An 11,174-nucleotide genomic window follows, 5' to 3' on the forward strand; every position below is an offset into this window, starting at 1 on the left:
CTGACCGAGAAATCGGTGGAATTCGAGCGTCTGGCCAAGGGGCTTTTGGAATACGAAACCCTGACCGGGGATGAGATCCGCAAGGTTATTGCTGGCGAGCCTCCGGGCAATGCCGACGATGCCGACAAGCCTGCGTCGGGCGGCGGCACCACGACGTCCATCGCGTCGATCCCGAAGACCCGGCCCAAGGCGCCAAAACCGGGGTCGGAGCCGGAACCGGCGATCTGAGCAAAATACCGTTCCCCAAAGGCCCCGCTTCTGCGGGGCCTTTTGCTTGTGGCGCAAGGCCGGTAGGAATGGGTGCAGCAAAGTCGGAGCGCGGCAATGATCACGACATACAAAACGCTGAACGGTCGGCTGGAGCCATCGGTCGGGGGCGATCTGTCGGACCTCGCTGCCATCGTCTGGATCGACCTGGCCAACCCTGACGCCGCAGAAGAGGACAGGCTGGAGGCGGCCCTGGCTGTCGACATCCCGACCCATGAGGACATGCAGGAGATCGAACCCTCCTCGCGCCTGTATTCGGAGCGCGGTGCCGTGTACCTGACGGCGCAGATCATCGCCACGCATGACCCAAACGAAACCGAAATCGCGCCCGTCACCTTCATGCTGACACCCGACCGGTTGATCACGGTACGTTACCACAAGCCGGGATCTTTCGACTTTTTTGTCGAATGGGCGAAGGTCCATGACATGGGGTGCAGCACCGGCCAGACCACCCTGATGGCGCTGATCGAGACGGTCGTGGACCGGCTTGCCGATGTCATCGAGGGCGAGGCGCGCAAGCTGGACGGCCTGACACGGGCGATCTTTGCAGCGCATCGGCCAAGCGGCAAGAGCAGTACGTTATCGGCATTGCTGCAGCGGATCGGCCGGGCCGAAGACCTGAACGGCAAGGTGCTGGAAAGCCTGTCGACCCTGCAGCGCCTGCTGGGCTATCTGGGCACACCGCTGACCGGTGAAGCGGGCGAGATCCTGCAGGGCCTGAACAAGGGGCAGGTCGAGACGCTGGCGCGCGACGTGCGCTATTTGCTGGAGGCGGCAACCACGCAATCGCACAAGGTCCGGTTTCAACTTGACGCCACCTTGGGTGTCATCAACATCCGCCAGTCAGACATCATCAAGATTTTCTCTGTCGTGGCCTTCGTGTTTTTGCCGCCGACCTTGATCGCCTCGATCTATGGGATGAATTTTGTCCATATGCCTGAACTGAAGTGGCCATGGGGGTATCCTATGGCCATTGGCCTGATGGTGCTGTCAGCCTTGGTGCCGTGGCTGGTATTTCGGGCGAAGAAACTTCTGTAACCGGCAAAAGGACCTGAACTGATGCCTGCCTTGCTGCCAACCGCCTTTGAAGGCACCGTCCTGTGGCTTGGCGCGCAGGCTGAACCGGTGGAAAACCTGGTGATCCGCGCCAAACCAGTGGCGGAAATGCCGTTGAGTTTTGCGGGCTTTGCTGGCGAAAGCCATGCCGGAGACACACGACCCGCCTGCAACAGGGTCAAGGCACAGCATCCTCGTGGAACGGAAATCCGCAACGTGCGGCAACTGTCGGTGGTCAGCGCTGAAGAGATGGCCGAGATCGCTGGCGCGCTGGGTCTGGATGCGATGGATTACGCTTGGGTTGGCGCGTCAGTGGTGATCGGGGGCATCCCGGACTTCAGCCACCTGCCGCCATCGTCGCGGTTGCAGGGGCCCGACGGGGTGACGCTGGTGCTCGACATGCAGAACCGCCCTTGTCAGGAACCTGCCGCGACGATCGAGAAAGCGCGGCCCGGCCATGGCAAAGCCTTCAAGGCGGCGGCTGAGGGCAAGCGTGGCGTGACAGCCTGGGTGGAACGCGAAGGCATTCTGAGGGTAGGTGACCGGGTGAGGCTGCATATTCCTGACCAACGTGCCTGGGCGCATCTGGACGCGGCGCGGGAATAGGTCTGCCGGAGGGCCTGTGCGACCCCGGAGGGTTTCACACCCTCCGGACCACCTGTGGAGTATTGCTGCAAAGAGCAGGCAAATTTCAACGGATTGCACGACCCGTGGCATCCGGCGGGAGATATTTCCGATCGGAAACGTCGGCTGGCGAATTTCGCGGTGTTTAGGTCGGAATCGGTCCTAGGAACCCGGCTTCGGCCCGGTATCACGTCGCAAACAGAACAGTTGCCCTTTGGGAGATGACCATGGCTTTCAAGACCGATATCGAGATTGCGCGCGAGGCCAAGAAAAAACCGATCATGGAAATCGGGGCAAAGCTGGGTATCCCGGCTGAGCATCTGCTGCCCTACGGCCATGACAAGGCCAAGATCGGTCAGGAGTTCATCAAGTCACTGGAGGGCCGCCCGTCCGGCAAACTGATTCTGGTGACCGCGATCAACCCGACCCCGGCCGGCGAGGGCAAGACCACCACCACGGTGGGCCTGGGTGACGGGCTGAACCGGATTGGCAAGAAGGCCGTTGTGTGCATCCGCGAAGCCAGCCTTGGCCCGAACTTCGGGATGAAGGGCGGCGCTGCTGGCGGCGGTTATGCCCAAGTGGTGCCGATGGAGGAGATGAACCTGCACTTTACCGGCGATTTCCACGCCATCACCAGCGCCCACAACCTGCTGTCGGCGATGATCGACAACCACATCTACTGGGGCAACAGCCTTGATATCGACGAGCGCCGGATCGTCTGGCGCCGGGTGATGGACATGAACGACCGCGCCTTGCGCGACATCGTCGTGTCCTTGGGTGGCGTGTCGAACGGCTTTCCGCGCCAGACCGGGTTTGACATCACAGTGGCGTCGGAAGTCATGGCGATCCTGTGCCTGTCGAATGACCTTTCTGATCTGGAAAAGCGGCTGGGCGATATCGTCGTGGCGTATACCCGCGAGAAAAAGCCGATCTACGCCCGTGACCTCAAGGCCGATGGCGCGATGACGGTGCTGTTGAAGGACGCGATGCAGCCGAACCTGGTGCAGACGCTGGAGAACAACCCGGCCTTCGTGCATGGCGGACCTTTTGCCAACATCGCGCATGGCTGCAACTCGGTGATTGCCACCAAGACGGCGCTGAAGCTGGGCGAGTACGTGGTGACCGAGGCGGGCTTTGGTGCCGATCTTGGGGCCGAGAAGTTCTTTGACATCAAGTGCCGCAAAGCGGGGCTGAAACCGGCAGCGGCAGTCATCGTAGCCACGGTGCGCGCGATGAAGATGAACGGCGGCGTGGCCAAGGCCGATCTTGGGGCCGAGAATGTGGAAGCGGTGAAGAAGGGCTGCCCGAACCTTGGCCGCCACATTGGCAACGTCAAAGGCTTTGGCGTGCCGGTGGTGGTGGCGATCAACCATTTCTTCAGCGACACCGATGCAGAGATTGCGGCGGTAAAGGAATACGTGGCCGCGCAGGGCGCCGAGGCGATCCTGTGCAAGCACTGGGCGCAAGGGTCGGCGGGGATCGAGGAGCTGGCCAAGAAGGTCGTGGCGATGGCGGAATCCGGCATGTCTAACTTCGCCCCACTTTACCCTGACGAGATGCCGCTGTTTCAGAAGATCGAGACCATTGCCAAGCGTATCTACCATGCGGACGAGGTGATCGCCGACAAGTCGATCCGCGACCAGCTGAAGACGTGGGAGGCCGCGGGTTACGGCCATCTGCCGATCTGCATCGCCAAGACGCAGTATTCCTTCACCACTGATCCGTCAGTGCGCGGGGCACCCACCGGCCATTCGGTGCCGGTGCGGGAGGTGCGGCTTTCGGCTGGCGCAGGCTTCATCGTAGCGATCTGCGGTGAGATCATGACAATGCCGGGCCTGCCCAAGGTGCCGTCGGCCGAAGTGATCCGGCTGAACGACCTGGGCCACGTTGAAGGCTTGTTCTAAGCCTTCAGGCGAGAGCCCCGCGCAGTCAAAGCATTGATTTCGCGGGGAGGTCTGCCCCGGATGCATGAAAGAGGATTTTGGATGACGACTGTGATTGATGGCAAGGCCTTTGCGGCGCGGGTCAGGGCGCAAGTGGCGGCGCATGTGGCGCGGCTGGTGGAAGAACACGGAATCACGCCGGGGTTGGCTGTGGTTCTGGTGGGCGAAGACCCTGCATCAGAGGTTTATGTGCGCAACAAGGGCGTGCAGACCGTTGAGGTCGGAATGGCATCATTCGAACATAAGCTGCCTGCCGACACATCGGAAGCTGACCTTCTCACGTTGATCGGGCGGCTGAACGCCGACCCGAAAGTTCATGGCATTCTTGTACAGTTGCCGCTGCCGGCGCACCTGAACTCTGAACTGGTGATCAATGCGATTGATCCTGCCAAGGATGCGGATGGCTTTCACATCTCGAACGTCGGGCTTTTGGGGACCGGTCAGAAAAGCATGGTGCCCTGCACGCCACTGGGGTGCCTGATGATGCTGCGTGACCACCTTGGCAGCCTGTCGGGAATGAATGCCGTCGTGGTTGGGCGCAGCAACATTGTGGGCAAACCGATGGCGCAACTGTTGCTGGGTGACAGCTGCACGGTGACGATTGCGCATTCGCGGACCAAGGATCTGGCCGCGGTTTGCCGCGGGGCGGACATCCTAGTGGCGGCAGTCGGGCGGCCCGAGATGATTACGGGCGAGTTCGTGAAACCGGGGGCCACGGTGATTGACGTCGGCATCAACCGGGTGCAGCGGGACGGCAAGATCAAGCTGGTCGGCGATGTGCACTACGCCAGTGCCGCAGCGGTGGCGGGCGCGATCACGCCGGTTCCGGGCGGTGTGGGGCCGATGACGATCGCCTGCCTGTTGGCCAATACGCTGACTGCCTGCTGCCGGGCCAACGGGTTGCCGGAACCCGAAGGGCTGACGGCCTAACGCGGCATCGGGATGGCGAGGGCGCGGGTGCCGGTCAGGATGGCCAGCGCGTCAGGGGCCATGAGCGCCGTCAGGGCCGCGTCATCGGACCAAAGGCCGCCGGTGTAGGTGCCATAAGCGGGCAGGATCAGGCGCTGACGGTCGGCCAGAAAACACGGGCGGCTGCGGCCTGCGAGCCGCGCCTTGGGATGGTAATGGCCTGAAATCTCAGCCACTTCGCCGATTTCGGCGATGTGGCGGAACGCGAAGGGTGCGAGCTTCAGCGTAGCCCGGTAGGTGCCGCCGATGGTGACCGGACCGGGATCATGGTTTCCAAGAATCCATGTCCAGTCGCGCCCGGCCATCAGACGGGTCAGCCAAAGCGTATCCGTTTCTTCCAGACTCTCGGCTGCGGCGCTGTCATCGAAGCTGTCCCCAAGGCAGATCACAGTCTTGGCGCGGGTATCCTCAAGATCGGCATCAAGTTTGGCCAGGGTGGCGCGGGTCTCGTAGGGGGGCAGCAGGCTGCCGCCACGCCGGGCGAGGCGTTCAGATTTACCGAAGTGCAGATCGGAGACGACAATCAGTTGACGGGCGGGCCAGTGCAGCGCGCCGGAGGGCAGAAGGTGCAGCGTTTCGCCGTGAAAGAAGAGCGCGTGGTGCATTGGCGATATCTGCCCTGACGGCGGCTTTGCGGCAAGGGCGGTTTTTGAATTGCGTGCTGCGCACCGGCGTTTTGCCTCGCCCGCACGCCTTGGCGTGCAGGCTCAGGGGCGCTCCGCGCGGGGGTATTTGGACAAAGAGCAATGGGCTAAGCCAGACCTGCGGCCTGCATCAGCTGTTGTGCGGCCTCGGAGGCGAGGCGGTCTCGGCCCTGGCCGTGGACGGGTATGCGGCCGGGTTCAAAGAACAGCGGGGCCGCGAGCGGGGTGACGCGAGGCAGGCGGATGAGGGTGATGTTGGGGCCGACACGGGCGAGGAGGGTCTCGATGCGGGAGAAATCGATCACGCCGCGCAGGGCCTCTTCGCGGGTGATTTGCAGGAGGAGATGGTCGGGGTCGAAGCGGCGGAGCGTGTCGTAGAGGATGTCAGAGGAGAAGGTGGCCTGGCGGCCGGACTTGCGGCGGCCTTGGTTGGAGCGTTCAATGAGGCCTGCGATGATGGCGCTGGCACGGAAAGTTCGCTTCATCACCGCGTTGCCGGAGAGCCAGGTTTCAAGGCCCTGACGGAGGGTTTCAGGGTTGAAGAGGGCCGCAGCATCGGTGACGGGTTCAAGGCCCCAGATCAGGGTGGCGTAATCGGTGGCGGTGAAGCCCAAGGGGTCAAGACCCTGAGATTCCATCTGTTTTGTGAGGAGCAGGCCCAGGGTCTGCTGGGCGTTGCGGCCCGCAAAGCCGTAGACCACGAGGTGTTCGCGGCCGTCATGGGGGAAGGATTCCAACAGCAGGGACTGCGGGTCGGGGAGGCGGGAGACCTCGCGTTGCAGAGAGAGCCATTGGGCGGTGTGGGTGGGCAGGTCGGGCCAGCTTTCTTGCTGCAAGATCTGCAGGATACGGTCGGTGAGCAGGGTGGAGGTGGCGAATTTGGTGCCGTTGAACACGGCGACTTTCGGGTCGCGGCCGGGGGAGCGGGTCACCTCGACCGTCAGCTCCTTCAGGCCTTCGTAACGGACGACCTGGCCGCCGATCAGGAAGGTATCGCCGGGGGTGAGGGTGGCGGCGAAGTCTTCCTCCACCTCGCCCAACGGCATCCCGCCCATGTGGTTCTTCAGTCGGACCTTAAGGGTGTCGATGTCGATGATGGTGCCGAGGTTCTGGCGGATCACGGCGGCGGCGCGGGGGTCGCGCAGGTGCCATTTACCATTTGTTAACTTCAATCTCTGCCAGCGGTCATAGGCGCGCAGGGCATAGCCGCCGGTGGCGACAAAATCGAGGCAGGCGTCAAATTCTGCTTCAGTCAGAAGGGCATAGGGCCCGGCAGTGATCACTTCGGCGTAGAGCGCCGCAGCGTTGAACGGCCCGGCGCAGGCGGTGGCGAGGATGTGCTGGCAGAGCACATCACGGGGGCCGGGACCGCGCGGATCGCCATCAAGGGTGTGGGCGCGGACGGCGTCGAGGGCGGCCTGGCATTCGACCACTTCGAAACGGTTGGCGGGGACGAGCAGGGCCTTGGAGGGGGCGTTGTAGCGGTGGTTGGCGCGGCCGATCCTTTGCACGAGGCGTTTCACGTTCTTTGGCGCGCCGACCTGGATCACCAGATCGACATCGCCCCAGTCGATGCCGAGGTCAAGCGAGCCGGTGCAGACCACGGCGCGCAGCGCGCCCGCGACCATCGCCTGTTCGACGCGGTCGCGCTGTTCGCGCGAGAGCGAGCCATGGTGGATGCCGATCGGCAGGCTTTCGGAGTTTTGTAGCCAGAGGTCGTGAAAGAACAGTTCCGCCTGCGCCCGAGTGTTGTGGAAGATCAGCGTGATGCGGTGGCGGTTGATTTCATTGAGAATTGCCGGAATCGCATAGCGGCCGCCGCCACCGGACCAGGGGGGATAAGCCTCGGTTTCCAGCATCGAGATGTCGGGGTCGGGGCCGGGGTCGGCCTGCAGGATGGTGGTATCGGGGGCGAGGAAGCGGGCGAGGGCGGGCGGGTTTTCCACGGTGGCCGAAAGGCCGATACGGCGGAGGGTGGGGTTGAGCGATTGCAGGCGGGCGAGTTGCAGGGTCAGTTGATCGCCGCGCTTGCTTTCGGCAAGGGCGTGGATTTCATCAACGATAACGCGTTGTAATCCTTGAAAGATGCGAGGGGCGTCTTCGTAGGACAGGAGGAGGGCGAGGCTTTCCGGCGTGGTCAGCAGGATATGCGGCGGATCGGCGCGCTGACGACGGCGCTGGGTGTAGGTGGTGTCGCCGGTTCGGTCTTCGACCCGGATTTGCAGGGCGGCGCCTTCTATGGGCGTGCGCAGGTTGCGGCGGATGTCGGCGGTCAGGGCTTTGAGCGGCGAGATGTAGAGAGTGTGCAGGCCGGGAGGCGGGTTTGGCCCAAGTTCGACAAGGGTTGGCAGGAAACCCGCAAGCGTCTTGCCGCCGCCGGTGGGGGCGATGAGCAGCGTGGCCGGGCCGTCGGCAAGGGCCAGCATGTCGATCTGATGCGGGTGGAGGGTCCAGCCTTTGGCGGTGAACCAGTCGGAAAGGGCCGTGGGGAAAGGCATCATGCGTCACAGATAGGGCGGGGTTGCGGCGCGGGGAACCGGGTTTAGGCGATCTGGAGGTTAATATACGGATTTTGTTGAGGAAGTCGTATCTTCTTTGCGTCTTCATCGCGTCTTCTTTTCGTCTACACGCACGACAAGACAGGGAAGCGTTAACCATGCGGGGCGAATCGGGCGAACGAGGCGGCACCATTCGAGGAGATACGCCTGCATCGGCGTTTGCGGGCCGGCGCCCCACTGACGCCAGAGCCGCGGGGTAATTCTGAGGCCGTAAATCAAGAGGTGATGCTATGGCGTTGCGTGGGGTGCTGGTGGCCGGGCGGGCGGTGGCACGGCCAATCCGCTTTATGCCGCGGCCTCCATTGGCAATCCCTGGGGGCGGCTGGACAGTTTCACCAGCGGCGGCACCGGACGGGATTACCCGTTTGAGGTGAATGTGTCGGGATCGACGTTCTGCAGGGGCGGGTCGGTGACGCTGAGCACGAGTGTCGGTCGAAGCTACCGCCAGCCGGATGATGAGGCGGCAATTCTGGGGGCAAGCCAGACGGCGGGGCAGGACGTCATCCCGGCGTCGGCGAGAGGCCGTGCGATCCCACCCGTCGAGCGGCTGGCCACATCTTTGGGGCCAGCGATGGGGTCCAGGTATTCCGGGCAAAAGGGCTGGGTGGTGCGGCTGCGCTGTTCGCTTTGGCGGGGGTAAATGTCGGGACGACTGGCAGGTTGGCCGGTCTGCGGGCTTGCGAATCCGCTTGCCCGTCCAAGGGCGGCGGCATAATCCGGTCAGCATGAAACTTCTATTCCTTGGCGATGTGATGGGCCGTGCCGGGCGCGCGGCGGTGGTGGAGCGGTTGGCAGGCTTGCGGGCCGACTGGGGCCTCGATTTCGTGGTGGTCAATGGCGAGAACGCGAGCCAGGGCGCGGGGCTGACGCCCGAACATGCCAAGGTCTTGCTGCAGGCGGGGGCGGATTGCCTGACGCTGGGCGACCATGCCTTTGACCAGAAGGACATGCTGAGTTTTATCGACAGCGAGCCGCGCATCATCCGGCCGTTGAATTTTTCCAAGGTCGCCCCCGGCAAGGGGGCAAAGGTGTTCGAAGCGACGCAGGGGCGGCGGGTGCTGGTGACGCAAGCCTTGGGGCAGGTGTTCATGAAGCGGCCGTTTGACGATCCGTTCAGCGCGCTGGAGACGGTGCTGAAGACCCACACGCTGGGGGCGGCGGTGCAGGCGACAATTGTCGATATTCACGCCGAGGCCACCAGCGAGAAGATGGCGGTGGGCCATTGGTGCGACGGGATGGCAAGCCTGGTGGTGGGCACGCATACGCATGTGCCGACCGGGGATGCGATGATCCTGGCCAAGGGCACCGCCTATCTGACCGACGCTGGCATGTGCGGCGATTATGATTCTGTAATCGGGATGGAGAAGCTGGAGCCGTTGCGTCGGTTCATCACCGGGATGGCCAAGGGGAGGTTTGAACCGGCGGAGGGGCCGGCGACGCTGTCGGGCGTCTATGTCGAGACGGATGACCGCACGGGGCGCGCGACGAAGGTCCGGATGATCCGCGTCGGCGGGCGTTTGCAAGAGGCGCTGCCTTGAGCGAGCGGTGGTTCTTTGTCGTTGTGCTGGCGGTCCTGGGCGTAGGCTGGGGGTCGACGCAGTCTTTGGGCAAGATGGCGGTGGCCACGGGGCATCAGCCGTTCGGGCTGATCTTCTGGCAGCTGGCGATAGGTGCTTTGGTGCTGGGGATCGTATCGGCGGTACGCGGCAAGGGGTTGGTCTTCACGCGTGAGGCGTTCACCTTCTACATCGTCATCGCGGTGATCGGCACGATCTTGCCGAACGCGAGTTTCTATGCGGCCGTGGTGCATCTGCCCGCAGGGATCATGTCGATCCTGATTTCGACAGTACCGCTTCTGGCGTTTGTGATGGCGCTGACGCTCGGGTTGGACCGGTTTTCCGTCGCCCGGCTGGCGGGGTTGCTGCTGGGGCTGTTGGGGGTGGTGCTGATCGCCAATCCGGGCGGCGGGATCAGCCTTGGCTGGGTGATGGTGGCGATGATCGGGCCGCTATTCTATGCGATAGAAGTGAATTACGTGTCGCGCGGCGGCATGGCCGGAATGGATGCGTTGCAGGCGATGTTTGGCGTGTCGGTCGTGGGGATGGTGCTGGCGGCGCCGATTGCCTTGGCAACCGGGCAGTGGGTTGACCCTTTGCCGCTGGGGCGGGCCGAGGGCGCGCTGGTGTTGTCGTCGGTGGTGCATGCGCTGGTCTATGCCAGCTATGTCTGGCTGGCGTCGAAGGCCGGGTCGGTCTTTGCCTCGCAATGTTCCTATCTGGTCACCGCATCGGGGGTTTTCTGGGCAATGCTGCTTTTGGGTGAGCGGTTTTCGCCGCTGGTCTGGGTGGCGCTTGTAGTGATGCTGGCGGGTGTGGCATTGGTGCAGCCACGATCCAAGCAGCCGGCTTTGGCCTGACAGCGGAGGTTTGATGTTCGGACTGGCGATCCCTGCAGAGGCGCAGCCGTTTGTGGCGCTGACCATCCTTGTGGTGATGTTCGTGCTGTTCGTGATGGAACGCACCCCGGTAGAAGTGACAGCGATCGGCGGCGCGGCGGCGATGCTGATCCTTGGCATCTTGCCGGTGAAGGAGGCGACGAGCGTCCTGTCGAACTCGGCCCCGTGGACCATCGCGATGATGTTTCTGGTGATGGGGGGACTGGTGCGCACCGGCGCGGTGGAGATGATCATCACCACCGCCGGGCGCTATGTCGGCGACCGCCCGAAGACTACGATCGCGGTGCTGTTCGGGTTTATTGCGGTGGCATCGGCGTTCATGAACAACACGCCATTGGTGGCGGTGATGATCCCGGTGGTGATCCAGATTGCGGTGAAGATCAAGACCGCGCCATCCAAGCTGTTGATCCCGCTCAGCTATCTGACGGTGCTTGGCGGCATGATCACGCTGATCGGGACATCCACGAACATTCTGGTCGACGGGGTTGCGCGCGACAAGGGGCTGGAGCATTTCAGCCTGTTCGAGATAGCGCCCCTCGGCATCGCGGTGACGGTGGCGGGGGCGATCTATCTTGCGCTGTTTGGTGACCGGCTGTTGCCGGTGCGCCAGTCGATGGGCGCGCTGCTGAGTGACCGGCGCAAGATGAAGTTCTTCACC

Annotated in this window: 10 protein-coding genes and 1 pseudogene; 9 read left to right on the forward strand and 2 right to left on the reverse strand. The window is 63.3% G+C overall.

Annotation, left to right across the window (positions count from 1 at the left end):
• The 5 genes and pseudogenes from RMO18_RS00845 to folD all read left to right on the forward strand — a co-directional run.
• A pseudogene (locus RMO18_RS00845) lies at positions 1 to 228 on the forward strand (cell division protein FtsH); the annotation flags it as partial.
• A 96-nt stretch (positions 229 to 324) separates the two neighbouring features.
• On the forward strand, positions 325 to 1,305 hold the full coding sequence (locus RMO18_RS00850) for a magnesium transporter CorA family protein (RefSeq protein WP_309663344.1): 981 nt from the start codon (positions 325 to 327) through the stop codon (positions 1,303 to 1,305).
• Between the two features lie 21 nt (positions 1,306 to 1,326).
• Complete coding sequence (locus RMO18_RS00855; protein WP_309663345.1) at positions 1,327 to 1,929, forward strand: MOSC domain-containing protein; 603 nt, start codon at positions 1,327 to 1,329, stop codon at positions 1,927 to 1,929.
• Positions 1,930 to 2,174: 245 nt separating this feature from the next.
• Positions 2,175 to 3,851, forward strand: coding sequence for a formate--tetrahydrofolate ligase (locus tag RMO18_RS00860; protein ID WP_309663346.1), 1,677 nt, complete (start codon positions 2,175 to 2,177; stop codon positions 3,849 to 3,851).
• Between the two features lie 81 nt (positions 3,852 to 3,932).
• Positions 3,933 to 4,820 carry a bifunctional methylenetetrahydrofolate dehydrogenase/methenyltetrahydrofolate cyclohydrolase FolD gene (gene folD, locus RMO18_RS00865; RefSeq protein ID WP_309663347.1) on the forward strand — a complete coding sequence of 296 codons (888 nt, stop codon included), beginning with the start codon at positions 3,933 to 3,935 and terminating at the stop codon, positions 4,818 to 4,820.
• On the opposite strand, the gene pdeM is transcribed toward folD, so the two are convergent.
• Together pdeM and RMO18_RS00875 are read right to left on the reverse strand one after the other, a co-directional pair.
• On the reverse strand, positions 4,817 to 5,464 hold the full coding sequence (pdeM, locus tag RMO18_RS00870) for a ligase-associated DNA damage response endonuclease PdeM (RefSeq protein ID WP_309663348.1): 648 nt from the start codon (positions 5,462 to 5,464) through the stop codon (positions 4,817 to 4,819). The two genes, folD and pdeM, sit on opposite strands and share 4 nt — an antisense overlap.
• Positions 5,465 to 5,610: 146 nt before the next feature.
• On the reverse strand, positions 5,611 to 8,004 hold the full coding sequence (locus RMO18_RS00875) for a ligase-associated DNA damage response DEXH box helicase (protein ID WP_309663349.1): 2,394 nt from the start codon (positions 8,002 to 8,004) through the stop codon (positions 5,611 to 5,613).
• A 466-nt stretch (positions 8,005 to 8,470) separates the two neighbouring features.
• On the opposite strand from RMO18_RS00875, the gene RMO18_RS00880 reads away from it, so the two are divergent.
• From RMO18_RS00880 to RMO18_RS00895, 4 genes are all read left to right on the forward strand, one after another.
• Positions 8,471 to 8,701 carry a hypothetical protein gene (locus RMO18_RS00880; RefSeq protein WP_309663350.1) on the forward strand — a complete coding sequence of 77 codons (231 nt, stop codon included), beginning with the start codon at positions 8,471 to 8,473 and terminating at the stop codon, positions 8,699 to 8,701.
• 85 nt (positions 8,702 to 8,786) lie between these two features.
• On the forward strand, positions 8,787 to 9,599 hold the full coding sequence (locus RMO18_RS00885) for a TIGR00282 family metallophosphoesterase (RefSeq protein WP_309663351.1): 813 nt from the start codon (positions 8,787 to 8,789) through the stop codon (positions 9,597 to 9,599).
• Positions 9,596 to 10,477, forward strand: coding sequence for a DMT family transporter (locus RMO18_RS00890; protein ID WP_309663352.1), 882 nt, complete (start codon positions 9,596 to 9,598; stop codon positions 10,475 to 10,477). Before RMO18_RS00885 ends, RMO18_RS00890 begins: the two co-directional genes overlap by 4 nt.
• Before the next feature lie 13 nt (positions 10,478 to 10,490).
• Positions 10,491 to 11,174: SLC13 family permease (locus RMO18_RS00895; protein ID WP_309663353.1), on the forward strand; the 684-nt coding region annotated here is incomplete at its 3' end.

Origin of the sequence: Tabrizicola sp., from assembly GCF_031377265.1 — a bacterium.
Lineage (GTDB): Bacteria > Pseudomonadota > Alphaproteobacteria > Rhodobacterales > Rhodobacteraceae > JAUYQR01.

What these genes read in the sequence shown, in the direction of transcription:
- RMO18_RS00850 (WP_309663344.1), top strand. Translation starts at nt 325, where the DNA reads ATGATCACGACATACAAAACGCTGAACGGTCGGCTGGAGCCATCGGTC.
- RMO18_RS00855 (WP_309663345.1), top strand. Translation starts at nt 1,327, where the DNA reads ATGCCTGCCTTGCTGCCAACCGCCTTTGAAGGCACCGTCCTGTGGCTT.
- RMO18_RS00885 (WP_309663351.1), top strand. Translation starts at nt 8,787, where the DNA reads ATGAAACTTCTATTCCTTGGCGATGTGATGGGCCGTGCCGGGCGCGCG.
- pdeM (WP_309663348.1), bottom strand. Translation starts at nt 5,464, where the DNA reads ATGCACCACGCGCTCTTCTTTCACGGCGAAACGCTGCACCTTCTGCCC.
- RMO18_RS00875 (WP_309663349.1), bottom strand. Translation starts at nt 8,004, where the DNA reads ATGATGCCTTTCCCCACGGCCCTTTCCGACTGGTTCACCGCCAAAGGC.
- RMO18_RS00860 (WP_309663346.1), top strand. Translation starts at nt 2,175, where the DNA reads ATGGCTTTCAAGACCGATATCGAGATTGCGCGCGAGGCCAAGAAAAAA.
- folD (WP_309663347.1), top strand. Translation starts at nt 3,933, where the DNA reads ATGACGACTGTGATTGATGGCAAGGCCTTTGCGGCGCGGGTCAGGGCG.